This is a genomic window from Cohnella nanjingensis (genome assembly GCF_014212125.1).
GTDB classification, from domain to species: Bacteria; Bacillota; Bacilli; order Paenibacillales; family Paenibacillaceae; genus Cohnella; species Cohnella nanjingensis.
Genome location: NZ_JACJVP010000001.1, coordinates 464,878 through 490,054 on the forward strand (window position 1 = coordinate 464,878; position 25,177 = coordinate 490,054).

At 56.3% G+C, this 25,177-nt stretch carries 19 protein-coding genes and 1 pseudogene; all 20 read right to left on the reverse strand.

Features of this window, described 5'->3' with window-relative positions; all coding sequences use genetic code 11:
* Positions 1–63: 63 nt before the first annotated feature.
* Positions 64–1,542 (reverse strand): Lsa family ABC-F type ribosomal protection protein, encoded by a 1,479-nt coding sequence (locus tag H7C19_RS02140; protein WP_185140885.1) that lies wholly within the window; start codon positions 1,540–1,542, stop codon positions 64–66.
* Between the two features lie 285 nt (positions 1,543–1,827).
* Entirely contained in the window at positions 1,828–3,927 is a 2,100-nt protein-coding gene (locus H7C19_RS02145; RefSeq protein WP_185140886.1) for a M6 family metallopeptidase, read from the reverse strand.
* Between the two features lie 965 nt (positions 3,928–4,892).
* The gene (locus tag H7C19_RS02150) at positions 4,893–7,925 is read right to left on the reverse strand and encodes a glycoside hydrolase family 2 TIM barrel-domain containing protein (protein ID WP_185140887.1); all 3,033 of its coding nucleotides are present in this window, start codon (positions 7,923–7,925) and stop codon (positions 4,893–4,895) included.
* 13 nt (positions 7,926–7,938) lie between these two features.
* Entirely contained in the window at positions 7,939–9,384 is a 1,446-nt protein-coding gene (locus H7C19_RS02155) for an alpha-L-fucosidase (protein ID WP_185140888.1), read from the reverse strand.
* 299 nt (positions 9,385–9,683) lie between these two features.
* Positions 9,684–9,812, reverse strand: coding sequence for a sporulation protein YjcZ (locus tag H7C19_RS02160; protein WP_185140889.1), 129 nt, complete (start codon positions 9,810–9,812; stop codon positions 9,684–9,686).
* A 175-nt stretch (positions 9,813–9,987) separates the two neighbouring features.
* Complete coding sequence (locus H7C19_RS02165) at positions 9,988–10,359, reverse strand: hypothetical protein (RefSeq protein WP_185140890.1); 372 nt, start codon at positions 10,357–10,359, stop codon at positions 9,988–9,990.
* A 128-nt stretch (positions 10,360–10,487) separates the two neighbouring features.
* Positions 10,488–11,204 carry a class I SAM-dependent methyltransferase gene (locus H7C19_RS02170; protein WP_185140891.1) on the reverse strand — a complete coding sequence of 239 codons (717 nt, stop codon included), beginning with the start codon at positions 11,202–11,204 and terminating at the stop codon, positions 10,488–10,490.
* 214 nt (positions 11,205–11,418) lie between these two features.
* Positions 11,419–12,096 (reverse strand): kasugamycin N-acetyltransferase AAC(2')-IIb, encoded by a 678-nt coding sequence (gene aac(2')-IIb, locus H7C19_RS02175; protein ID WP_185141003.1) that lies wholly within the window; start codon positions 12,094–12,096, stop codon positions 11,419–11,421.
* A 262-nt stretch (positions 12,097–12,358) separates the two neighbouring features.
* A pseudogene (locus tag H7C19_RS34130) lies at positions 12,359–12,502 on the reverse strand (DinB family protein); the annotation flags it as partial.
* A gap of 46 nt (positions 12,503–12,548) precedes the next feature.
* Entirely contained in the window at positions 12,549–13,934 is a 1,386-nt protein-coding gene (locus H7C19_RS02180) for a sensor histidine kinase (RefSeq protein ID WP_185140892.1), read from the reverse strand.
* 4 nt (positions 13,935–13,938) lie between these two features.
* The gene (locus tag H7C19_RS02185) at positions 13,939–14,613 is read right to left on the reverse strand and encodes a response regulator transcription factor (protein WP_185140893.1); all 675 of its coding nucleotides are present in this window, start codon (positions 14,611–14,613) and stop codon (positions 13,939–13,941) included.
* An 89-nt stretch (positions 14,614–14,702) separates the two neighbouring features.
* On the reverse strand, positions 14,703–15,092 hold the full coding sequence (locus H7C19_RS02190) for a hypothetical protein (RefSeq protein ID WP_185140894.1): 390 nt from the start codon (positions 15,090–15,092) through the stop codon (positions 14,703–14,705).
* A gap of 355 nt (positions 15,093–15,447) precedes the next feature.
* Entirely contained in the window at positions 15,448–16,368 is a 921-nt protein-coding gene (locus H7C19_RS02195) for an NAD(P)-dependent alcohol dehydrogenase (protein WP_185140895.1), read from the reverse strand.
* 141 nt (positions 16,369–16,509) lie between these two features.
* A complete protein-coding gene (locus tag H7C19_RS02200) occupies positions 16,510–19,140 on the reverse strand; it encodes a winged helix-turn-helix domain-containing protein (protein ID WP_185140896.1) in 2,631 nt (876 codons plus the stop codon).
* Between the two features lie 150 nt (positions 19,141–19,290).
* Complete coding sequence (locus tag H7C19_RS02205) at positions 19,291–19,902, reverse strand: SRPBCC family protein (protein WP_185140897.1); 612 nt, start codon at positions 19,900–19,902, stop codon at positions 19,291–19,293.
* 76 nt (positions 19,903–19,978) lie between these two features.
* Entirely contained in the window at positions 19,979–20,947 is a 969-nt protein-coding gene (locus tag H7C19_RS02210) for a helix-turn-helix transcriptional regulator (RefSeq protein ID WP_185140898.1), read from the reverse strand.
* 50 nt (positions 20,948–20,997) lie between these two features.
* Entirely contained in the window at positions 20,998–22,047 is a 1,050-nt protein-coding gene (locus H7C19_RS02215; RefSeq protein ID WP_185140899.1) for a HAMP domain-containing sensor histidine kinase, read from the reverse strand.
* The gene (locus tag H7C19_RS02220) at positions 22,040–22,723 is read right to left on the reverse strand and encodes a response regulator transcription factor (protein WP_185140900.1); all 684 of its coding nucleotides are present in this window, start codon (positions 22,721–22,723) and stop codon (positions 22,040–22,042) included. Before H7C19_RS02220 ends, H7C19_RS02215 begins: the two co-directional genes overlap by 8 nt.
* A 59-nt stretch (positions 22,724–22,782) precedes the next feature.
* A complete protein-coding gene (locus tag H7C19_RS02225; protein ID WP_185140901.1) occupies positions 22,783–24,531 on the reverse strand; it encodes an ABC transporter ATP-binding protein in 1,749 nt (582 codons plus the stop codon).
* A gap of 215 nt (positions 24,532–24,746) precedes the next feature.
* Positions 24,747–25,169 carry a GNAT family N-acetyltransferase gene (locus tag H7C19_RS02230; protein ID WP_185140902.1) on the reverse strand — a complete coding sequence of 141 codons (423 nt, stop codon included), beginning with the start codon at positions 25,167–25,169 and terminating at the stop codon, positions 24,747–24,749.
* Positions 25,170–25,177: the final 8 nt, after the last annotated feature.

Below are 25,177 nucleotides of genomic sequence, written 5' to 3' on the forward strand. Positions count from 1 at the left end.
CACGTTGTCATTGCCGTGCCTCTATGAAGTCGACGAACGGCATCCCGCAAAATCGACACAAAATTAGAGTTTCACGATTTTTGTTGCGATATTTTTGCAGAACTCGCTGTCGTGCTCTACAAAGAGGATCGTCGGCGAATGCGCGAGCAGCAGCTCTTCGATCTGCATGCGGGAGATGACGTCGATAAAATTCAGCGGTTCGTCCCAAATATGCAAATGAACGTTCTCGCAAAGGCTTTTCGCAATCAGCACCTTCTTCTTTTGTCCGCCGCTGAAAGAAGCCATGTCCTTTTCGAATTGCACGCGCGAGAAGTCAAGCTTCCTTAAGATCGCTTTGAACAGGCTTTCGTCGATCTCGTGGCTTCTTGCGTAGTTCGACAAATCCCCCTGCAAATGTGAGGTGTCCTGCGACACGTAGGAGATCTTAAGCTGGCTTCCTTTTCTGAACGTACCGGAATAAGGGATATTCTCGCCGCAGATCAGCTTGAGAATGCTTGATTTGCCGGATCCGTTCGGACCTGCAAGCGCGATTCGCTCCCCTTGCTCGACTGTGAAGCTGACGTCGCTGCACACCGTCTTCCCGTCGTATTGAATCGATACGCGATCCAGTTCGACCAGCTGATTCTTAGGGTAGGCAAGCTGCGAGATCTTCAGGCTCTCCGAGCTTTCGATGTTTTTCAGGAGCATGGATCGGTCCTCGATCGCGGATTGCTGTCTGTGCTCGATCGATTTGGACCGTTTCATCATTTTGGCGGCTTTGTGGCCGACGTACCCTTTGTCAACCTTGGAGCCGGAATTGCGGGTGCCGTTTTTCGTTTTCTCCACTTCGTGCGACCAGTTGCTCGTTCGTTTGGCCGCATCGTTCAGCCGTTTAATGTCTTTGCGCAGCTTGTCGTTCTCGGCCAGCTCATAGTTGTCCTGTCTTCGTTTATTCTCCCACCAATCGGAGAAGTTCCCTTTCTGGATCTCGATATCGGATTTGTTTATCGATACGATGTGGTCTACGCAGTTGTCGAGGAACGCCCTGTCGTGCGACACCAAGATAAATCCGCGCTTGGCTTTCAAGTAGTCGCTGACCAGTTTCCGCGCATGCAGATCCAAGTGGTTGGTCGGTTCGTCGATGAGCAGAAAGCGGTTTTCCTTCAGAAATAAAGCTGCAAGCAGCACCTTCGTCTGCTCGCCGTTGGACAAGGTTTCGAAGGGCCGGTACAGCACGTCTTCGGACACCTTCAGCAACGACAGTTCGCGCATAAGCTGCCAATGCTGAAAGTCCGGATCCACGTCCGCGACGACGTCCAGGGTATTGTATTCCTTGTGTTCGACGTGGAAAGGGAAGTATTCAAAGCTGACATGGGCCGAAATGTTGCCGCTATATTCATATTTGCCGCGCAGCAGGTTGAGAAACGTGGTCTTGCCTCGGCCGTTTCTGCCCGTTAAGCCCAATTTCCAGTCGGTATCGATCTGAAAGCTTACGTCTTCGAAGATATTGTCATAGCTGCCGTCGTAGGCAAACGTCAGGTTGGTTACTTTGATCATGGACATGTGGGGATCCTCCTGGGTCAAAAATAAAAAAGCTACAAGAAAGTTACCTTTCTTGTAGCTCAAATAAATAACCCAAATCCGGCCCGATTCCGGGCTGGAATAAACGGATTCGATTGAGCTGAAAAGAATAAGTAACTTTCTTGCTGAACAAGAATAAAACAGCGATTGCTTTATTCTTTGAACATTCGGCAAGAAAAATCACATTATCCTCTTCAACTCCCCACGATAAGTTAACAGCATCTTACCATACCGGCTGCTTCATTTCAATCTCGATGCGCCAGTCCATCAGCCGCTTTTCTGCTTCTCCTTCTGCTTCAAATCCTCTTTCCATTTCTGTTTCTCGGCATCCTTGTTGTTTTTCATGACGACGTTGTACTCGTAAGGAACGGAGTTGTTCGTACCCGCGGGAGCGGCGAACGTCGTCATCATCACGACTTTGTCGTACTGAGCGCCATGAATCATGTCGGCCAGATCGATGCGGTCTTTTTCGGACATGTCGATCGAATCCCGGAGTCGGATGATCTTCACCTTGTCGTCTCCATCTTTCTTGTTGCTGCCGCCTTTTTTGTAACCGATGAACTGCACTTGATAATTCACGAATTGACCGGATGCTTGTTCGAGACTCCGGAAACCGGAAGTATCCGTCATCGGATCGATCAACGTCCCATTCAACTTGAGGTTCGACAAGTACCAGCCGGATTCATTGTATCCCCAGTCCGTCATGTAGCGGAATCCGAGCAGCACCTTCTTGCCGGCATACGCGCTCAAGTCGAACGTCTCCGTCTTCCATCCGTCCGAACTTCCCGTGAAGCCGGGAAGATTGGCCGCGATGGTCGGATGCCCCCCCTCCACGAGATCGCTCCGGGTATCGGCATTGGACAACGAGGTCCACGTTAGGCCTTGGTCCGAGGAGACTTGAACGGCGCCGAAGTCCCATTGCTCCTCAATGTTGTACGAGGTGTCGAAGGAAATCTGTGGCGCCGTCTGGCCGGTCAAATCCAGTTCTTTAATCAGGAAGTTGTCCGCCAAGTCCCCCTGGTTGCCCCAAAGAACGGGGCCGCGTTCGGGGTCCTGGGCCGTCGTCCAGTTGGTGCGCAGGAAATCCAGTCCCTTGAAGTAAAGGTGATCGATCTTCTTGTCGGGCGCGATGATCTTAAAATCCGTTCCCCATGCCGGCGTCACGTTGTCGGGCAGCACGGAGCCGTTCACGTTCGGCGTCAAGTCGATCGACGCGAACCGATAGGTGTCGTTGTCTCCCTGATATTTGCCGTCCAGCATGATGGCGGTCATATAGTCGGCATAGACCTCGTCGAACGTTTTGCGGATGTTCAACTGGGCGAACGTATCGTTGATGCCCTCTAAGCTATGCTTCGGATTAAGGAACAAGCTGCGGATGAATTTCTCGCCGAAGTGCTCGTATAGGTACAGTTGGAACAAATATGCGTTGCCGTAATCGCCGAGAATTTGCAAATCCGTCTGGTCGCCCCACAAAGTGAGGGAATTGCGAAGGTGGTTCATAAAGAAGTCCACGTGTCCTTGGGAATGACCGTATCCGACGATGTACTGGGCGAAGTCGGACAGTCCCTCGTTGATGAAGGTATCTTCCCCGGCGTCGGTGTCCCGGTGCAGCAAATGTTGGAATTCATGCGCGAAGACGCCCTCGTATAGATAAGGTTTCTCGGCGTTCGCCCCCGTCCGGTTGCGCCAGTCGAAGTTGTCGACCGTCATGACGTTGCGGTCGGCAAAATCGCTGATGGTCGGCGAGAAGTACCCGGCAATGTAACTCGGATAGCCGGCATCGTAGTAGCTCTGGTCTTTGATATTGTCGATCAGGATGACCGTACGGCCGCTGTCGTCCTGATACCAGCCGTTATATCCGTCTGCTCCCTTGCGTTCGGCCGGAGGGGCAAAAAATTCGATTTCCTTCTGATAAATGCGCGTATCGAACTCGTTCAGCAGATAACGGACCTGTTCGTCGGTAATGGAGGTCATCGCATTTCTAGGATCTCCTGCCGGATAGTTCAAATCATTGGCGACCCACACTTCGCCGTACGTGCCGACGGCCTTGAGCGTAAAGTCCGTCAAGACGTATTTTCCGGTGTAGTCGTTATGCGTCAGCCACTTCTTCGCGAGACCGACATCCGAGGCGCTCAGGCTCGGCGGCGCTGCGGCAGCCGCGGCTGCGGAAGATTCGCCGCCTGACAGATCCAGCCGGTTCTCGGCTTGGATATCGGTCAGCGACTCGGCACGCAGCTTCGGACCGATGTCCTGGACAGACGGATTGGCATTGTAGCCGCTCGTCTTGGCCATGGCCATCGAGGGGGCGATGAGGGTGCCGACTAAAAGGAACGATGACAACAGTCCGAACGCTTTGCGAGAATTCATGAATTCCCTCCTTTGGAATGAACGGGCAACCGCTGCGGCGGTATCCACATCATATCAAGAGGGAGAAATTACGGAAGTGCCTGCTCTACTGGGCATTAATTCCCGATAAATGCTTGAGATCGTCATATTTTCCTATTTGTTTGTCAAAAGGCGTCGATGGCGCCTCAACACCCGTATAAGCTGGCCTATAAGCCGGCGTCCGCGGTAATAATTCGATATGGGAATCCAGACAAAAGATGTATAATTGAATGATAGATGTAAGCGACATGCAAGATTATACAGACCGCATGAATGCGAGCCAGTCATCCTCTCCGGAACCGCCGTCCATCGTGAAGCTGCAAATCAAATGGAACGAGAATAAGCAATCGGAATTCATTGAGCTCGAGCCTGCGAAAGATGGCAGAGCTTGATTTTTTTACGAATCTGCTGTTGTGATATTGATCGTTGCATTCGCGAGGCTGCTATCGCTACCCAACGCTTGAACATAAATGTGGTCATGAAATGTCCGATTGCCGAACTCCCATCTAAAAGACCAACCATCGCTCCCGTCTTTGTCGTATCCGATAAGCGTTCTTTCGCTCCAGGTCTGCGTCCCTGCCGGGACGAGCCAGAATAGAACGGTTTCTGCATGAGGAGCCTCTGCATAGATCGTCATCGCGCGAGCGTTTTTTGAAACCACCCACCACCCTAGCGCCTCTGACAAATCCGTATAGACTCTCGTTATCTGATCGGATGCATCCGTTTGTTCCGGTTGGTCGATTGAAGTTGTTGTTCCTTCCCGCGCCTTAGAGCCTTCGGCATTCGTACATGCCGAGAAAATGACCATACTAAGCAGACAACACGTACCTATTGCGCGCCTAAGCATAATGCCTCCCAAAAAGAGCTCCGCTCGCAGTCCCAGCGAGCGGAGCTCTCCCTTTATATTCATTATTACGCTTCATAAACGTAACTTCTTCTCCTAACGCTTACTCATCCTCTTTAAACACAGGCGTTAAGACCAGCGAGAACCGGAACGCCTTTTCGTTCAAGCGATACGGTTCCGCAAGCTCGGGTCCGCAAGAGTTGGACCCGACGCCGCTCATCTTGTAATCCAGATGTACGATCGTCTCCTTGCGTCTGGCCAGCTTGTAATGATGATCCGCCGCGGTCAGATCTTCCGGCGTGAAGTGCGCCGCGTTCAGCGAGAAGCTATCTTCGGCAGTAATCTTGAGACCCATGCCCAGTTCATTGGACACGATCGCCCATTCCGTTCCGTACCTGGAACCGTTCTCCTGCGGCATAATGTAATTCTCGAACATGTCGTCGACCGTCAGCAGGTATCGCCCTTTCTTGACGCTTTGCCGTTTGTCGACATAGCTCTCATGCGGTCCGTTGCCGTAATACTCCACTTCCTCCGTTCCTTGCGGCATCGTCAATTGAAGACCGAACCGCGGCAGATACGGCTGCTTCTCCCCGACCTCGACATTCGCCTGGAAGGCAATCTCGCCCGCGCCATTGACACGCCAGACCGCTATCCCGCGAAGCAGGGTGAATTTGCTGACGCCGCCCAAGGAGAATTCGCTCCGGATCTCGACGGTCGAAGCATCCGCCTGATGCCATTCGCAGCGGTACGTCTTCGGGATGGCGCGATCATACCCGACATCCGTCCATTTTTCTTTGACATGCATATCGTTATCGATCGGCGCCCGCCAGACGTTGAATCGGACCGGCGAATGAAGCATGTCCACGCCATGCTTGGAGATCTTCGCAACCATGCCGGCGTGCAGATCGAAGCGATGACAGAAGTCGATCCCCTCGATCGTCAGTAGATCCCCTTCCTGATGAGCTTGCAGAGGGAACCTGCGACGCGCGTCGTCTCCTGCTTCGTTCACCCGAGGGACCGGAAGATCGAATTGGGCGAAGGAGATCTCGTAACCGGGCTCCGCCCAGAAGGTCTGCTCCTTCAGCCAGCAGGACAAGGTGAGCGTATAGCGTGAACTCGAGGCATCCGGCAGCGAATAGGGAATCGTCACGAGCCGAGAGCCATGAGGCGCCGCTTCGATCAAATCCAACTGGCCCTGCTGAACGAGCTGCCCGTCCTCTTCGATCTTCCAGTGAACGCCGATATGCGCCAGACCGATGAAGTCATACAAGTTCGTCACTTGGATCGTGCCCTTACGCAGATCATGCGCTTCGAAACGAACGGGCGTCAGCACCTGCTTCAACTCCAGCAGCCCGGTATGCGGCGTCCGGTCGGGCGCTACGAGTCCGTCGATGCAGAAATTGCCGTCGTTAGGCCGATCTCCAAAGTCGCCTCCGTATGCATAGAACCGCGTGCCGTCATCCGTCTGCGTCCGGATGCCGTGATCGCACCACTCCCACACGCATCCGCCCATCAGCTTCGGATGCCGGTAGATCGCATCCCAGTAATCCATCAAGTCGCCCGGACCATTCCCCATCGCATGGCTGTATTCGCACAGGAACAGCGGCTTCCGCTGCGCCTCGTCTTGCGCGTACGCTTCAATATCCTGCACCGAAGCGTACATCCGGCTGACGACATCAAGACCTTCCGTGTTCGCATCGCCTTTGTTGTTGGGTGCTGCGCCTTCATAGTGAACCGGTATCGAAAGATCCCTCCGCTTCGTCCACTCCGCCATCGCGATATGATTGGCGCCATATCCGGATTCGTTGCCCAAGGACCACATGACGACGCACGGATGATTCTTGTCCCGTTCGACCATCCGAACAGCCCGGTCGAGGAAGGACGCCTGCCAATCCGGGTTATTCGAGAGCCGGTGAATGTCGTCATCGTCCCATTCCGTACCCGCGACGCCCATGCCGTGACACTCCAAGTCCGCTTCGTCAATGACGTAGAACCCGTATTCGTCGCACAGCTCCATAAACCGGGAATCGTTCGGATAATGGGAGGTACGAACCGTGTTGACGTTGTGACGCTTCATCAGCACAAGATCGCGGATCATATGCCGAACCGGGATCGTCTGTCCGAGCGCCGGATGGGAATCGTGCCGATTAACGCCCTTCAGCTTGACGTCCTGGCCATTGATTCGGAATACGCCTGCCGCAATCTCGACCTGCCGGAATCCTACCGGGAACTGAAGCACCTCGCCTCCGCCATACACGTAGAGCCGGTACAGATAAGGGTTCTCCGCATTCCACAACGCAGGATCGTTCACCTCGAACCGCAGCGTGGCTTTGCCTTCCGCGACCGCTTGGTCCTCCGCGACGACATTCCCCTGCGCGTCTCTTAGTTCGGCGCGGACTTCAAGACGGCCCGTGGTCTCGACCTCCGTCTGCAGGACGGCCTTCTTGAAGCCCCCCCCGATCGACTGCTTGTTGAAGACGTCCCGGACATGAACCGCATCGCGCGCGAGCAGATACACATCCCTGAAAATGCCCGAGTAACGCCATGCATCCTGGTCTTCCAGATACGTGCCGTCGCACCATTTCAGCACCATGACGGCAATCTTGTTCTTGCCCTCGCGGAGCAGCGCGGATAGGTTGAATTCCGCAGGCATCCTGCTGCCCTGGCTGTAGCCGGCAAAAGTGCCGTTCACCCATAGATAGAAGCAAGCGTTAACGCCTTCGAAGACGATATAGCGGTCTCTCGCCATCCATCGTTCCGTAACGTTGAACTCTCGCACATAGAGACCCGCAGGATTGTCGTCGGGAACGTACGGGGGATCGCAAGGAATCGGATAGTTGAGATTCGTATAATGAAGCTGATCGTAGCCGTTCACCTGCCAGCAGGACGGTACGATGAGATCGTCCCATGCACTGACATCCGCCGTTTCCTCATAGAAATTCTCTTCGACTTCGCGAACGCTGCGGCGATATTGGAATTTCCAGCTTCCGTTCAACGACTGATAATAGGGGGAGCGGCCGCGTTTGCCCGCTCTTGCCGAGCCTGCATCCGCATAAGGAATGTAAGATGCGCGGGCTGCCTCCCTGTTCACTTGAAGCACGTTCAAGTCTTCCCAGTACCTCTCGATTCGGATCATGGTAAAGGCTCCTTCATCTTCGGAATTCATTCGTTTGTTCGGAAAAGTAAACGCCTACAAAGGAGAGGGACGGACACCACCGCGATTCGGATATCGTAAGTCTGACGGATCGGGTTGACACGGGATCGAATACGCAGATGCGTTTGTATCCGATTACCGTTCCGCGGTAGAGCTCTCTCCAGTCGTCCCCGTCCTTCCACTCTAGCTTGAAGCGCTCCACGCGCTGCCCGTGACGGATCGGCTCCATGAGGACGACGCGATCGAACGTCTTCGCATCGTTCAGCTCGATCTCGATAACCGCTTGTTCCACGCCCGGAGGCGGACACCAATACGTATCCCGATCCCCATCGAACAGCCGGCTGGGCGCATGGTCTTCGTCCATCGCTTCGGAGGCGATCGCGGTAGCGTCCGCCGCCAGATTGTCGGTATAGGTGCGCCGGATCGCTTGTCCGAGCGCGCTCATCCGCTCGGCATCCGCCTCGTGGATCCTTCCGCGCCGATCCGGCGGCAGGTTCAGCAGGAAGGTCGCGTTGCCCCCGACGGATTTCTCATAGACGGACAACAGCTCTTCGAGAGACTTGACCCGATCGTCTTCGGCGGCATGGTAGAACCAGCCGGGACGGATCGAGGTATTGACTTCGGCAGGATACCAGATCAACTCCTCCGCCTCGCGGAGGACCGCTCTGCTGCCCAAGTCTTCATCCTGCGACCCTACCCGCTTGGCGAATTCGCCGTCGTCCACCTGCTGCGAGCGGTCTTGAATCTTCTCGTTGTCCTTCAGCGAGACCGGCACGACGCTCCATTCCGAATCCCGGGTATGCCCGGCTTCATTGCCGCACCAACGTACATCCGGTCCGCATACCGAGATGACGGCGTTCGGCTGCAGCTCCCGGATCAGCCGATAGTATCCGTCCCAGTCGTATTGCTGCCGCTTGCCGTTCGGTCCTTCGCCGCAAGCCCCGTCGAACCAGACGCAGAAGATGTCGCCATAATTCGTGAGCAGCTCCGTCAGCTGGTTTTTGAAATAGGCGTCATACACCGGTGAATCGCCATACGTCGGTTCGTGCAGATCCCAAGGCGAGAGATATACGCCGAACTTCAAGCCTCCTCTTCTGCAAGCATCGGCGACTTCCCGGACGAGATCGCCCTGTCCGTCTCGCCAAGGGCTATTTCTCACCGAGTGATCCGTATAGTCGCTCGGCCACAGACAGAACCCGTCATGATGTTTGCAGGTCAAGATAAGACCGCGCATGCCTGCGGACCGGCAAACCTCCACCCACTGGGCGGCATCCAGTGCCAAAGGATCGAAGATCTCGGGATCCTCGTCTCCTTGGCCCCATTCCCGATCCGTGAAGGTATTGACGGTAAAGTGGATGAACGCATAGAACTCCATCTCCTGCCAAGCAACCTGCCGGTCTGAAGGCTTGACCGCGATCGCTTTGGATACGACGTTATCCATCAAGGTACCTTCCTTTCAAGTTCATCCGATACATTCGATTCATCCGCAAAAAAGGAGCGCCGCATTTCTGGTATCGTTACCAGATAACGATCGGCTTCGCTTCCCCTTCAGCTTCCTGCCGGCCCCCATCGTTCTCTGGCATCGCTTCCATAACAATGATTCCAGTATAATAGCCCCCTTCCGGTTTGACAATAGCGTTTGAGAGGGGCCGCTGCGCAAGGACATGCTCCAACAAAAAAATGCGACCCTCTCCTCTGGGGAGAGATGGCCGCATCGGAACTTGATGAAGGCTGAACCGATTAGATAAACGCGGTGCTTGCAAGAATGATGACAAGCAGGATAAACAAGACTAGAACAAACGCTGCGCCGCTGCCGCTGCCGCCATATCCACCGCAGCTACCGCCTACGCCGCCAACACCGTATCCCATTTACACTCACTCCTTTTGTTGATTTAACTTACAATGACATTGTATGTCCCCGTCGGATGAATCTCTTGGATAGAAGGCTATATAGGGAAAATGGGGCGAAGTGACAGGGGTACAGGTTCGGCTCCATTTCGTCCAAGGAAGTCCGTCGGCAAGCACGCCATCTGCCTTTCCGGCGTTAGATGAAGAAGAACGGAATAAAGAACAAGGCAGTTAGCGCCGCGAGGCTAATGGCAAGCCCTGCGCCCCAACCCCAGCCCCAACCCCAGGCGGACGTTTTAGCTTTCGATAGTCCGGGATAACGTTTCATGTTCAGCTTCGTCTTCGAATGGCCGGCAATGCGCTTTACGTTCATTCTGGCGCTGGTTTTCGCTTTCTTCTTAAGGGCGGTCAATACCAATTCGTCTCTGCCTTCGTTAAGATAAATATGCCCGTTTTCGCAGCTGCGAAGAATGCCGTAATGGCATTTACCGTCATGCGTCATTGCGCAGACCGGTGCGCCGACAAACCGACTGAGATGCTCTTCGCTAAGGGGGGAAATCGGAATCAAGCCGTCATCTCCTCTCCTTGATTGATTCGGGCAATTAAAGCTGCCCGTCAGTTTAGAGTATGAATGGCTCGGGATTCCGCTTGTTCATCCGTCCATAGCCCGGGAACTTTCTTGGGTTTTTCTCCGGATTAATCTTTGCAAGCCTGGAACTCGCATACCCGAAAATAAGATTCCTGGGCGAACATGAGCTGCGTGTACCTCATCAGTCCTTGACCGATCTCCGGGTCGAGCAGCTTGCTGAGGTCCAATTCATTGATCTCGTCCGGGTCCCCGGAATATTCCTGGCTTCGGAAATTCTCCAGCGGCGGAGCTTCGCAGCGGAATCCCGCCTGGCGCAAGGCCGACAGCCATTCGTCCCTGGACAGGAGACTGTCCGTCTTCAAGTATTCCGTCCATTCTTGGAACATCGCCGCGGGGATCTTCTTGTACCTTACAAGCTCACGATCGAACAGCCGCCCCTTTGGCTTCAGTACCCGGAAATACTCGGCCAACGACCGGTGGATATTCGTGAAGATCGTGACGGATTCCGCGAGGAGCACATCGAATGCTTCATCGTCGAAAGGGAGCGCGTGCACATCCCCTTGAACCCATTCAACGCCTGTCACGCCCTCCTTTTCCGCGCGCTCTCTCGCTTTCTCCAACATGACCGGATGCTGTTCGATGGCGGTTACCCGGTAGCCGTTTTTCGCCATGTAGCACGCCGTTTTTCCGGTGCCGCAGCCGACTTCCAGAATTCGCAGTTCGCCGGGAGGGCCGACCCGCTCCAAGAGCTTCTTGGTCGCGGCGAAGCCGCCGGGATGGGCGGAAGCGACGCCCAGACTCGATAGTAGGTCCATATAGTCCATTTGATCTCTCCTCATCTTATCGCTTAATAATCAGGTATATGGCCGATTGAAAAGTGTCGTTCTTACATTCGCCTAAGGAAGAGCGCTGTTTTTTCGCCAAACGGCGGCAAAGCCGGCAGTCGCGATGGACTGCCGGCTTTGCCGCAGGAAAGGGACGGAATGTCGCTGATCTAAATAGGCATCGGCTATTACGGCATTTTGCCGCGACATCCCGTCAAACGATCGTGAAGTTGACCCCGTAGAAGACCAAGCCCGACTTGCTCGCCACGCGCCGGGAAGAGAGATTCTCCGACAGCGTACTGTATAAAGGGATTCCCCCGAACTGTCTTATCCCCCTAGCCCATCCGGCAACCGCCGCGGCGGCATATCCCCTTCCGCGATACGCCTCCAAGGTCTCCAGCCCCGCTTCGTGCGCGATGGAGGTGATGCGGACGCTGCGGCAGATCGAGACCGCTTTGCCATCTTGTACGACAGCTATGCATGGCTGCGCAAAGTCGATCTCCGAGAGCAGCCATTCGAAGCCGTCGCCGATCCATTCGGTTATATTGGCTCGAGTGATGCTGACTACATCCATCGTCGGCGTGATTGCTTCGGGGATCAAGTAACAAGGTCCCATCGTATAGCGTTCGCTCTGAAGAAGATTCATATAGGCATCGAGATGTCGCGGCTTCGACTGGAAGTCCTGAATCGCAGGCTCGTCGGCGCATAATGTCTCCAATTGCTCGACGAGCGTCTCCGGGACATCGTGCCGACATCGGCACAGTGCCGCCCCGTCCATACTTCTCCCCAAGAAAAAACGAGGGGCCGGAAGCTCTCCGGGCCAGGGCTCGTTAATCGTGAGCAGCCGCTTGTTCCGGTCATGCGTGAACAGCGCCTCGGCATGCATTTCCATCAACGCTTGGGCGGTTGGTTTCATTTCTTCCGGGTTGCGCAAGCTACCGTCCTCCGATCGGTTAGAAAGTACCGTATTTGTTCGCGTCTTTCTTAATCGTAACAAAAATGTTCCCCCATCGCCCGTGCCACTATGATTATAGTCGAACGCTCCCCGCCGATCGCTTCGTTACACTCAGGATAAATCGAAACAGCGACGGGCAAGGACTTAAAAAAGTCCTGGAATGCCCGTCGCTGTGTCCGTTCGTTCGGCAAGTACATGCCTATAACCCAAGCTTCCGTTCCAGTTCGCTCTTCTGCCGAAGATGATGACGAAAATGCATGCCGATCAGATCGAACCATTCCCGCGCGTTCAGCCAGCCGAAGCCATCATGTTTCACTTTGCAGTTGGGGCCATTATGATCGAGCGAATGGCTTTAAGGCTCCTTCTATTATACAGATGAGCGCAAGGCGTCATTTCTTCTCGATTGCGATAGGGAGGGGAAAGATTAATGTCACTGTCGTACCGGCGTCGATACGGCTATCCAGCCGGATCGTACCGCCATACGCCTCCGTTAACCGTTTGGCAATCGCCAAGCCGAGACCGGCGCCCCCCTTTTTTCTTCCCCTGGCTTTATCCACGCGGTAGAATCGTTCGAATACAAAAGGAATATCCTCTTGCGGAATGCCGTTGCCTCGATCTTCGACGAGAATATGGACATCATGGCCATGCGAATGCAATCGATATCGGACATGCTGGATCTGTTCCGAATATCGAATCGCATTGTCTGTCAAAATAATCAAGATCTGCTCCAAAGCATGAGGATCGATCCGCATGCGGAGTCCTTCCTCCAACTCGGTTTCGATCATAAAGCCGGGACGCAGCATGCGATAATTTTGGGCCAAGGCCAATAAGACGGCAGACGGATCAATGGATTCGACATCGTTAGGCGGCTCGAGCTCGGATTCGCCGGACAAATTCAACAGTTGATCGGCCAGCTTGCGCAAACGGACGGTCTCCTGCAGCGCAGCCGCGATGGACTCTTCGCGGACGTCGGGATCGTTCTTTCCCCAGCGATCCAACAGCTTCAAATGTCCTTCGATAATGGCGATAGGCGTGCGGAATTCATGGGATGCATCCTCGACGAACTGCCGCTGCCGATTGAAGGAACGTTCGAGTTCATTCATCATCTGGTTGAAAATAGCGGACAAACGCGAAATCTCGTCCCCGTTGTCCCGGTACGCGACCCTCTCGCTTAATCCTTTCTGCTGAATGGCATTCATCGCGGTGGCCATCCGGTTCAACGGTCTCAGCAGTTGCCAGGCGACGATAAAACCGCCAAGCGCGCTGATGAAGATGCCTGCGGCGCCGAGCGTAAACATAAGTCTCTTCAACCGATCCTTCATCGTATCGACGTTCTCCAGATTGTTCGCCAATTCCAAGGTGCCCGTAAAGGCGGCGCTTGCGATCGGAGCGCGCAAGACCAGCAAGCGGTCTTGACCGTGCGAGACGCTGACGATCGATTCTTTGGACGTCGTCTGCGCGGGAACCCAATCTGCCGGAAGTGTGTTCGACAACGACATCAGCATGCGTCCATTCGCGTCAAGCAGCCTGAACATCTGATTGGCCTGAACGAACCGCTCCATGAAGCGCCGGCTTTCGTTCAGTCCGTCCGTATCCATCGGTTCTTCTTGCTCTGCGAAATATCCGGCGACTTCCGCGGCCGTTCTCCGCATCGAATCCTTCTGGGCGTCGATCATCCACTGGGTCACCGCGTTGTACTGGATGAGACTGTACCCGATGAACAACAATAAGATCAAGCCTGAAGTCCATACGGCCAGCTTGTACTTGACGGGCATCCGCTCACCCCTTCATGACGTAACCGACGCCTCGCACCGTCTGAATGTACTGGTCGCCGTCTCCGAGTTTTTGCCTGACATAGCGGATATAGACATCGACGACGTTCGTCTCGGCGCCCGAATCGAAGCCCCACACGAGATCGAGCAACCGGTCTCTGCTCAGCACGTTGTTCGCATTGCGGAGAAGCACGATCAGTAAGTCGTATTCACGCTTGGTGAACGAGATCTCCTCCCCGTTCCGGATTACCGTACGAGACGGCAGATCGACGTGCAAGTCTTGGAATTCGATCGTATCGTCATTCGAATCTTCGTCCTCATCGACGCGGCGGAACAGCGCACGCATGCGAGCGAAGAGCTCTTCGATCTCGAACGGCTTGGGAATATAATCGTCTGCGCCGCTGTCGAGCCCGGTCACCCGATCCATGACGCTGTTGCGGGCCGTGAGCATGATGATGGGCGTCTTGATCTTCTGACCGCGAAGGCGCCTGCAGATTTCGATGCCGCTTAGCCCCGGCAGCATCAGATCCAACAGGATCATGTCCCATTCCTTTTCGCTCGCCAACTCGAATCCGGTCCTGCCGTCATGCTCCGCGGTAACGTCGAAGCCTTCATGTTCAAGCTCCAATTCAAGAAAACGGGCGAAGTTCGGTTCGTCTTCGATAAGCAGCAATTTGCGCACGGCGGTAGCCCTCCCGATTCAACTCCAAAAGGGCAAGAACCCTCCATATTAGGTAGGATTCCTGCCCGTCATTCGTTTATTCCCGATCCTTAATCGTCGTTCGTCTCCGTATCGTGGTCCTCTGCGCCGCCCTTGTCGTTTCCTTTGTCGGACTGTTCCTGATCGTCGGCGACTTCGCCGTCTCCGTCGGACTTGGATGGATCCTGGGCAACGGTGCTGTCGCTGCCGGGAGTCGCTTGATCTTTGGCAACGACCGCGTTGCCTCCTGCATTCGTCTGATCGTCGGCGACTTCGCCGTCTCCGTCCGATTTCTCCTGATCGTCAGCCGTTTCGCCGTCTCCATCGGAAGTCTCTTTGGCCGTAACGGCCGTATCCGTCGTCGTTTTGCCGGCAGAAGCGTATGTCGAATGCAGCCAAGTTCCCGATCCCGCCGCTACAACCGCGAGCAATGCCACAGCAAGAAGCCATTTCTTTTTCATTTTGTTCCCTCCGTGTTTGGTTTGTCCTGGACACAAACACTATAACACCGGCAGATGAAATTGCCTTGTGATCAAGATTAGAATTTCATGAGAGTTTATTCGTGAATTGTCAAGGCTTTTAGGCAAAATTCAATATTTTAAACTTCTGACCGAAGGTACCTTGGCGCTGAATGCGGCTCCAGCACACGCGGCCGAGGCGACGAGCCAGACGGCGGCCAACATCATTGCGACCGGAGAAAGATTCATGGGGGTCCCCTACAAATAGGCGCCGCATCCGGCCGAACGGATCAATTCGACTGCGCTTCCTCTCCGGACAGGCCAATCATCCGGCCAAAGGATGCGCCTCGGACCAAGTTCACCCCTCGTGCGCCACCGTGACGACGACATTTCCCTTTTTGCGGCCGGTCTCCACGTACCGGTATGCGTCGGGGATTCGGTCCAATGGATAGCGCCGGTCGATAACCGCCTGGAGCTCTCCCGCCTCAATCAGCGATTGGAGAAACGCCAGATCTTCCGCAGACGTCTTTACGATCCCCTGGCCGACAACCGACACGTATCTGCCGTTCGGAGCGAGCGCCTTCTTGCCCTTCGATTTGGAGCTCTTCCCTATCGTATCGAAGATGAGGTCGTATAGCACCCCTGCTTCCGCATAGTCTTCCTTCGCGTAGTCGATAACCTGATCGGCGCCGAGCGATCTCACAAGGTCCGCGTTCACGCCGCTGCACACCCCGGTGACATGAGCTCCGAAGTGCTTGGCCAGCTGGACCGCTGCCGTCCCTACCGACCCGGATGCGCCATAGATCAGCACTTTTAACCCGTTGCGGATTTGACCTTTGCGAAGAAAATAGATCGCCGTAGTCCCTCCAAACGGGATGGCAACCGCTTCTTCATAGGTCATATTGGTCGGCTGCAAGGAGATGACGCCGTCTTCGGGTACGCAGGCGTACTCGGCATGCGCGCCAAATCGCATCCCCGTTAACGCATATACCCGATCTCCTTTTTTGAATCGTTTGACGCCCTGACCCACGGCTTCGACTTCGCCGGCCAGCTCCACGCCCAGAATCGATTGTCGGGGCCTAAGGATCCCTAAGAAAAGGCGCATGGGAATCCAGTACAGGAACGGGCTGTTAAAGCTTCGCACTCTGCAATCCCCAGTCGCTACCGTCGTCGCATAGACTTTCACTCGCACCTCGCGGTCCTTGGGCACAGGTTTTTCGACCTCTTGGAGCTTGACGAAATCCGGGGAACCGTATTTGGTGCATACCATCGCTCTCATGGGTTTCCTCCACAACTCATTTTGCGATTAGTATAACGATTACCCGGTATGAACTTATAGATACTTAAGTATGGTTTTGGCGAAAGGGGGACGCATGCATGGAGGACGAAGCCCCTAATCGTCTCCGCTTGCGGTCCGGGCTCACAGCAGCTCCCACTCGCGGGCTAGCGCGACCGCTTCGGTACGCCGCTTCACCTGCATCTTGTCGAAGATCGACCGGTTATGCCCTTTGACCGTACTCACCGCAAGGAACAGTCGTTCGCCAATCTCGCGATTGGAGCATCCCTGGGCGATCAGCCGCAGCACTTCGAGCTCCCGCGCGCTCAGCGGCTCGATCAAGGGTTGGATGGGCGGGGCTTTGCGCTGGACGGATTGGCCCTCGGCCCACCGCTCTTCCGCCTCCAATGCAGACATCAACTTGCCTATTGCGTCCGGCATGTACGGCTGCACAGCCGACTCGCGCATCACTCGATGCATCGCTCGGCCTTCGTCGACGAAGATCCGGACGAAGCCGCCGAGCTCGGCCAGCCGGATGGCGTCCGCCAGCGATTGCGCCGCCTCGCGCTTCAATCCGTGCGCGTGCAATGCAATCGTCTGCAGCACCATGGCCTGGAGGCGTTCGTCCGCCCAACCCTTTTTCTCCGCCCGCTCCCGCATCGACTCCAATGCCGCCAGCGCCGCAACGGCGTCACCTTGGGCCAAGTGCACCCTCGCCATGCCGCTCTGAAGCTCGTACTTCCGCGCGAGAGCGGCGGCTGCATCGAGATGACCCTGCCGAAGCAGCACAAGGACGTTGGCGGCGGCGATACGGGGCAGCTGATTCTCGAAGCCTTGCCGTCGTGCGGCATGCTCCGCCTGCGCAAGCATCGCGGCCGCGCCGCTCGCCTCTCCACGAGCGAGCGCCAGCCGGGCGAGCAGCACCTCGCCCGCGACAGCTCTGTCCGCCGTATCGAACTGCTGCGCGAGCTGGACGGCCAGTCGAGCATGATGATGAGCGACGTCTAGGTCGTTCCATTCATAATAGATCCGGGCTAAGCCCAGATGTACTTCGCACGCCGCGGGCGGCGGCGGATCGCCCGCCCATGCCAGTACGCGCCAATAGGTGTCGGCTGCTTCGTACAGCAGGTTATCCGCTTCCTGGATGTTCCCTAGACCAAGACCTGCCATCATGGCGATCGTCGCATGCCCGATCTTTCGACTGATCGACAAAGCTTCGGTATACGCCTTGCCGGCCGCTGCGCGATCCCCCTGAAGCTGATAAGCGTATCCCAACGTCCAAGCGGTGGCCGTACGGACCGGCAAGTTGTCCGGGTGCAGATACGCCAAAGCGCGGCGCGACTGGACGAGGATCGTCTCGGTCTCATGCCGACTGACAGCCGCTGCAGCACGAATGGAAGCCATATGTCCGATGAGATCCCGGACCTTCTCTTCCGGTTCGACGCCTTGAAGGGCGGCTTCGGCAGACAGGAGCTGCGGCTCGACATCGGTCATCCTGCCGACCATCAACAGCGTCGATGCATAGATCACCCGCAGCGATGGTCTCGCGTCCAATTCCGCCTTCGGCAGCGACGATAGCCAGTTCAGTATGGGAACGACCACGCCGCGAAAGTGCAAGGGAGTCCCCCCCTCTCCTTCCGCCAGGCGCGCAGCGCGATCGACTTCGCCCGAAGCGATAGCATGTTGAAAAGCCTCGAAAGGCAGATCATGCTGCTCGTACCACAGGCTGGCGCGCAAATGCAGATCGGCTGCGACGCTCGAGTCTAATCTGCGCCTAAGCACATCCGCAAAAAGATGGTGATAGCGGTACCAGCGGCGCTCGTCGTCGAGCGGAACGATGAAGAGATTGGCACGTTCGATCGCTTCAAGATGGACTTGTCCGCCAACGGAGAGTGATCGCTGCAGCACGGCGTCGCAAAGCGGTTCGCACAAGCGGTCGAGTATCGAGGTGCCCAGCAAGAATTGCTGAATCGCAGCCGATTGCCGCTGAAGGACTTCTTCGGCGAGATAGTCGAACACGAAACGGTGGCTGCCGGTGAATTGCGCGATGAAGCCCGCGGCGTCCGAATGCCCCTGCAGCGATAACGCCGCCAGTTGCAGAGCGGCAATCCAGCCTTCGGTTCGGTCTTCAAGGCGGGCGATCTGTTCCGGTGCAAGCGTGAGCGCCATCGTGCCGCTCAGAAATTCGGTGGCTTCGTCCAAGGTGAACCGCATGTCGGCGGCACGCAATTCGGCGATTTGGCCGCGGACGCGCATCCGAGCGATCGGCAGTCGCGGTTCCTCTCGCGTGGCGATCACCAGGTGCATCTGCAGCGGCTGATGGTCGAGCAGAAAGGCAAGAGCGAGGTCGATCGCGCCGGCTTCGATGTAATGGTAGTCGTCCAAGACGAGGATAAAGGGGTGAGGGATGACAGTGAGTTCAGCAATCAAAGCCGCTAATACCGATTCGATCGGCGGCGGCTGCGGTGATTGGAGCATGCCGAATAACCCTTCTCCGGCGTTTACGCCGATCGTCCGCAAAGCGGCCAGAAGGGAAGTCAGGAAGCGGGCCGGATCGTTGTCTCCCTCGTCCAACGATAGCCAAGCCGCCGGACGTTCGCATCCGGCGAGCCATTCGCCGAGCAGCGTCGTCTTGCCGAACCCGGCGGATGCGGAGACAAGGGTCAGTTTGCGATCCAACCCCGCGTTCAGCCGCTCGGTCAGACGCGGCCTGACAACGCGCTGCTCGCGCGGCGAGGGAATATGGAGTTTGGTGGATATCAACGGAATGTTCATAACTCTATTATAGGCGTCCGCCCTTCACCGAAGTCAACAGAAGCTGACGTCGGACTGATCGGAAACAGCCGATGGCTGTCGTGATGGTTCTCATAGAACACGTGACTTGCACCCAGTTGTTCACCCGCAGATCGATAGGGCTGAACTTATTCATCTCGCTGCTTCCGTATACGTTTTATAGGCGTTCAACATCGAATCCCAGTGTCGCCGCATGATTTCTCGCATATAGACGTCTTCCAGCATTTCTTGGTGGATCGCGATCGTCGTTTTTCCGGTTTTCGTCGACAAGCAATAGAGCTGCAGCCGGGATGGGGTATTCCACTCCGGGCGCTGCCAGGTCATGCGCAATTTGTGGTATGGTACCACCACCGTAATCTTACCGGTCACCCCTTCCTTCGACGTAAATTCGTGACCTGCTTGCAATTGGAAGGAGGGCACTTCTCCGATCCATAGCGACAGCCCTTCCGGCGATAGGAGGAAATCCCAAGCTTGCTCCTTCGTGACGTCAAATGTCCTTCTAACGCCGATCTGCACGCCCGCATCCTTGGAGGTGCCAACCGGCACTCGACCCATCAGTTGCTCGTACATGACGGCGATCCATTCGCTCCACGCCTCCGTAACCCCATGACGCTCGCGCAAATGGTTTTTGATTTGTTCATGAGACCATATCGGGTCCACAGTTCGGCCCAGTGTCGCGATCCATTGCTCCCAAGCGGTTCCCGTCGCCGCTTGGACTTCTTGCTTGAAAATGGCGCCCGCCATGCGCTCCCTCCTCTTGCTTCTTGTTATAGATAATTATACCGGACAAACCCTGACATTGCAGAGCAGGGTTTGCGAGCTATGAACGATAATATTCGAGCAAGGAAGTCGCGATATCCGCCATGCATGCTCTTAGTTCCTCGGGCGCTTGGACCCGGATCTTGCCGCCGAAGGATAACAGATAATAGGGAATCTGCGTATAGAGATTCAGCTCATCCAGCTGGAAATGCGCGCGATCCTCCGTCCGTTCTACGAGGGCGTGGCTCAAAAGCCAATGTCCGCATAAGTCGTCTAAAGCCTGCGCGCTCCCTTGAATGCGCAAGGAAACCAAAGGATGCTGTCGTTCGGCTCCCGCTTCGGCGAGCAAGCTGTCCATCAGAAACGACCGGGCCGAAAAATGCGGCGGCCGTTGAAAACGCTCCTCGGTGCATCTCCAGTTGCGCATTCGGTCGACGCGGAAGCTGCGCACTTCCCCGCGCAGATGACAATGACCGACCGCATACCATTTGCTTTTCCAATGGACGAGTCCATAGACATCGACGGTTCGATTGCTCAGGGGGCCATCGTACCCGGTCTGGTAATCGATCTCGAGGCCGACTTGCAGCTCCATGCTAGACTCGATCTCGACGAGTACGGACAGAAGCGACGGATCGGTCGGGGGTTGTATGACCTCGAGGTGCGTCTCGTGGCGCTCCATGCGTTCCCTCTGCTCCGGATTCGCATAGCGTTTGATCTTGGAGACGGCTCGACCGAGCGCCTCGCGGGACGGATAATCCGCCTCCCTCGCGAACGTAGCCGAATGCAGGAGCGCCTTCTGTTCTTCCGCATCGAAGAACAAAGGTTCGAGCTTGAACGTGTCGGGAATGGCATATCCGCCGTCCCGTCCGACCTCCGACACGATGGGAACGCCAGAAATGCATAGCGCATCGATATGGCGATAGATCGTTCGAACATGAACCTCCAGTTCCTCTGCCAGCTGCGTAGCCGACATTTTTCTTCGCGATCGCAGGAGCCATAGTATCGCCAGCATATTATCGGCTTTCGACATCGTGAACCGCTGCCCTTCTCATTAGGATTCGTATGCAAAATAGTTGACCTTTAGCAATTGGCCTGCAGCACGACCGTCATGGCGGTGCCTTCTCCGGCAACGCTCTCCGCCTCGATGCGGCCGTGGTGCCGCTCGACAATGCGCTTTGCGATGGACAGCCCCAGTCCGCTGCCTTCTTGCGCGCGATTGCGCGAACGGTCGGCTTTGAAGAACCGTTCGAAAATGCGCGGCAGATCGTCCTCCGCTATGCCGCTTCCGCTGTCGCGCACGCGAACGCGCCATTCCCCGCCTTCCCGGACGGCGCCAAGCTCGATCTCCCCGCCGGCCGACGTGAACTTGATGCTGTTGGCCAGCAGATTAATCCACACCTGAAGCATCAGATCTTCATCCGCCATGACGGTCATCTCCGGCAGATCAGCGCGCAGTGACAGCCCCTTCTCCAGCCATTGCGGCTCAAGCGAGACCGCTGCGGCTCGGAGCTGCCGGTCTAGCCGGTACGGCACGGGCGCGAACGGATGAAGCTCCGAATCCAGCGATGTCAGCTTCAGCAGATTGTCGCCGAGCGCGGACAGCCGCTTGCTCTCCGTCTCGATGATGGCCAGGTAGCGGTCGCGGGTTCGCTCGTCGACCGAGCCGCTTCGCAGCACCTGCGCAAAACCTCCGATCGAGGTCAAGGGCGATTGGATCTCGTGCGACACGTCGGAGACGAATTGTTGGCGAAGCCTCTCCATCCGCTTTAGATCGAGAGCCATGGCGCTGACGCTGTCCGCGAGTTCCGCGAAAAGCTCATCCTTGCCGACATGATCCAGACTGACGTCAAAGTCTCCTTTGGCGATTCGCCGCATCGCACCGTTCACTTCATCGATGAGCGGAAAGCTGCGCGGATTCAACATATGGCCGATGAGCGCCGCCCCGAAGCAGAAGATGACGGAGCCAGCCATGCCGACGGCGATGTTGAACCAGTAGCCGGATGTCTCGGGCAGCCATCGGCGGAACGCGGCCGATACGCCTACATAGGCGATCGACAAGGATAGCATCCAGCAGACGATCAGAGCTAGCAGCTTCAGCTCCCAACGGAATCGGCTCACGAGCTTATTCATGGGCGCGTTCCTCCTCCAGCCGATAGCCGATCCCGCGGACGGTGGCGATTCGGGCGGGCTGCTTCCACTCCGCCAATTTGTCGCGAAGCCGGTTCACGTGTACGTCGAGCGTACGTTCGTTCCCGTCAAAGTCATATCCCCAGATCCCCATGATCAATTGCTCCCGTTGAACGGTCCGCCCGGCATTCTCGGCCAGCTTGAACAGCAGCTCGAACTCTTTCGGCGGCAGCGAGATCGCGCGATCGCCTACGACGATCTCGAGCGAATGTCGATGAAGCGTCAGACCCGCCGCGTTCAGCGTCGGCGACGATGTGAGGCGGTAGCGCTTGAGCAGCGCCCGTACGCGGGCTAGCAGCTCGGGGGGATCGAACGGCTTGACGAGATAATCGTCGGCACCGGCATCGAATCCTTTGACCTTATGCGCCGTCTCGCCCTTTGCCGTCAGCATCAGCACCGGCATATCACGAACTTGGCGGATCTCGGCGCATAGCTGCCATCCGTCCATGCCCGGAAGCATGATGTCCAATATCGCCAGATCCACGTCCCCCCGCTCCATCGCCTTCAGCGCCACGTCCGCGTCGGGCGCTTCCCTGACGGCGAAGCCCGCCCGGGACAGGACGACGCCGACAAGCTCGCGAATGAACGAATCGTCATCTACCACCAATATGGTGGGCATCATCCTCTTCCCTCCCCGCTTTCCTTCCCCTTTACCATGAGCCGGCTCTCTCCCCCGACTTAGGAATCGATCTTATCGCTGCGCAACTGCTGATCCGCGAATTGGCGGTACATCGCATGCTTTTGGTACAGTTCTTCGTGCGTGCCGCTGCCCGTAATCCGGCCTTTCTCGATGAATACGATCCGGTGCGCGTCCACGACCGTCGCCAGCCGATGGGCGATAACGATCGTCGTGCGGCCGGCCATTAAGTTGCGCAGCGCATGCTGTACCAGCTCTTCCGAGCTGCTGTCGAGATTCGAGGTTGCTTCGTCCAACATCAGAATGTGGGGATTGCGCAGCAACGCCCTGGCGATCGCGATCCGCTGGCGTTGGCCGCCCGACAGCTTGATGCCTCGCTCGCCCGTTTCCGTGTCGTACCCCTGCGGCAGCTCGCGGATGAACTCGTCCGCATACGCCATCTGCGCCGCCTGGGTCAGCTCCTCTTCGGTGACGGCCCGCTCCAGCCCGTACGTGATGTTGTCGCGTATCGTACCCGCGAGGATCGGGCTTTCCTGCGACACGTAGCCGATCTGCCGCCGCCACGACTGCAGCGAGAATCGTTCGATGTCTTCGCCGCCGTACAGAATCGATCCGCCGGAGGGCTGATAGAAGCGTTCCAGCAGCGCGAACAGCGTTGTTTTCCCGCCGCCGCTCGGCCCTACGATCGCTGTCGCGTTCCCGGGTTCGATCGTCAGATCGAGACCCTCCAGGACAGGCTTCTCCGCTTTGTAGGCGAACGACAGCTTTTTCAGCATAATTGGTCGGCCGGCCGGCACGAACGACATTCCCTCGTCCGGCTCCTCTTCCGATTGCAGAATGGTTGTTAGACTTTCCGTGGCGCCGAGCGCCTTCTGGTACTGCGTCAAAAACTGAGTGATCATCATCACCGGAAATACAATCTGGAACAAATAAAGGAGAAAGGCGACCAGCTCTCCCGCGGTCATCGCGCCTGACGCGACCTGAGCGCCGCCGAAGCCGATAATACCCACCAGGATCAGCAGAATGACAAGCGAGATCGCCGGCGATAGGATCGCCTGAATCCGCGCTTCCTTGAGGCCGAACCGAAGCAAGCTGCCGATCCCGGCGGCGCCTCTGTCACGCTCCAACGTCTCGGCGCCCGAAGCTTTGACGAGCCGAATATCCGAGACGACGCGGCTCAGAATCGACGTGAACGAAGCCGTCTCGTCCTGCATTCCCTTGGATATATTGTACATGGCCCGTCCTAGCGGCACCATAAGCAAAGCCGAGATTGCGAATACGCCGATGATGACCAGTGTCATTTGCCAGTTCATATACAGCATGATGGCAAGCGCGCCGATTAGCGACACGATGCCTGTCATCAAATTCGTGAAGTGCTCGGCGACCAGCCCGCGGACGACGGCCGTGTCGTTCGTAACGCGGCTGATCACGTCTCCCGAAGCATGATTGTCGAAGTAGCCGATCCGCAGCTTTAATATTTTGCGCCATAACGTGCCTCGGATAGCTGAGACCACCTGGTTGCCGCTGTAGCTGAACATATAGACGGACAGGCTCTGCGCGACCGCCTGGATCAGCACAGCGAACGCCATCAGCGCGATCTGACCGGCGTCCAGCGCATTCGTGGAAAATCCGTTCACCAAACCTTTCGTCAGCGCCGGTACCGTCAAGTAGGCAACCGTCGACAGCAAACTAAGCAGTAAGGCCGTTCCCAGCACCAGCTTCGGAGGCCTGGCATCTCGGATGAGTATGACGAGATTCCTCCAACTAACGCGCGTATTCGTTTGCTTCATCGCAAGCTTCCTTCCTCTTGTACGATTTTGGCCGGAAACGTCTACCTCCCGGCAAGCAACACGATACCCCGCCTGTTTAAACGGAATATAAACGCAACCGGCAATCCACTCAGCTTGTCGGTTAATAGACAAATAAAAAGAACAGCGTATCACTTTGACTTTGCAAAGTAAGTCGCTGTTCTTTTTTGGGAATGCTTTGCCTCTCACTTCGGTCCTCAGAATTCATACTCCATGATCCAGTATTTCTCTCCCCGCTGCTCTTCCTCAACGACTTGCTTCCAGCCCTTGCGCACGTAGAAGTTCAACGCATTCCGGTTCTCGGATACGCACTTCAACCGTATGGGCGGACTCATCTTCTCTACAGCGGCTGCCAGCAACCGCCCGCCAACCCCCATGCCCATGGCGTCGGGATGAACGAATAGATGATGAATGAAGTTGTCCGGCAAGTACAATGCGGCAAACCCGAGAATGCGGCCCTGCTCCTCCGCCAATAGAATAAATTCGTCTACCGTTTGCCGATCGAAGTCTTCCAGCGCCATTCCTGCCGGATCCGCCCAATGAAAATGCACGCGGCGCGAGGCCAGGAAGATCTTTCGCAGCTCGGGGTAATCCGAGTCCTTCGCAGCTCTAACGTCCAACCTACCAT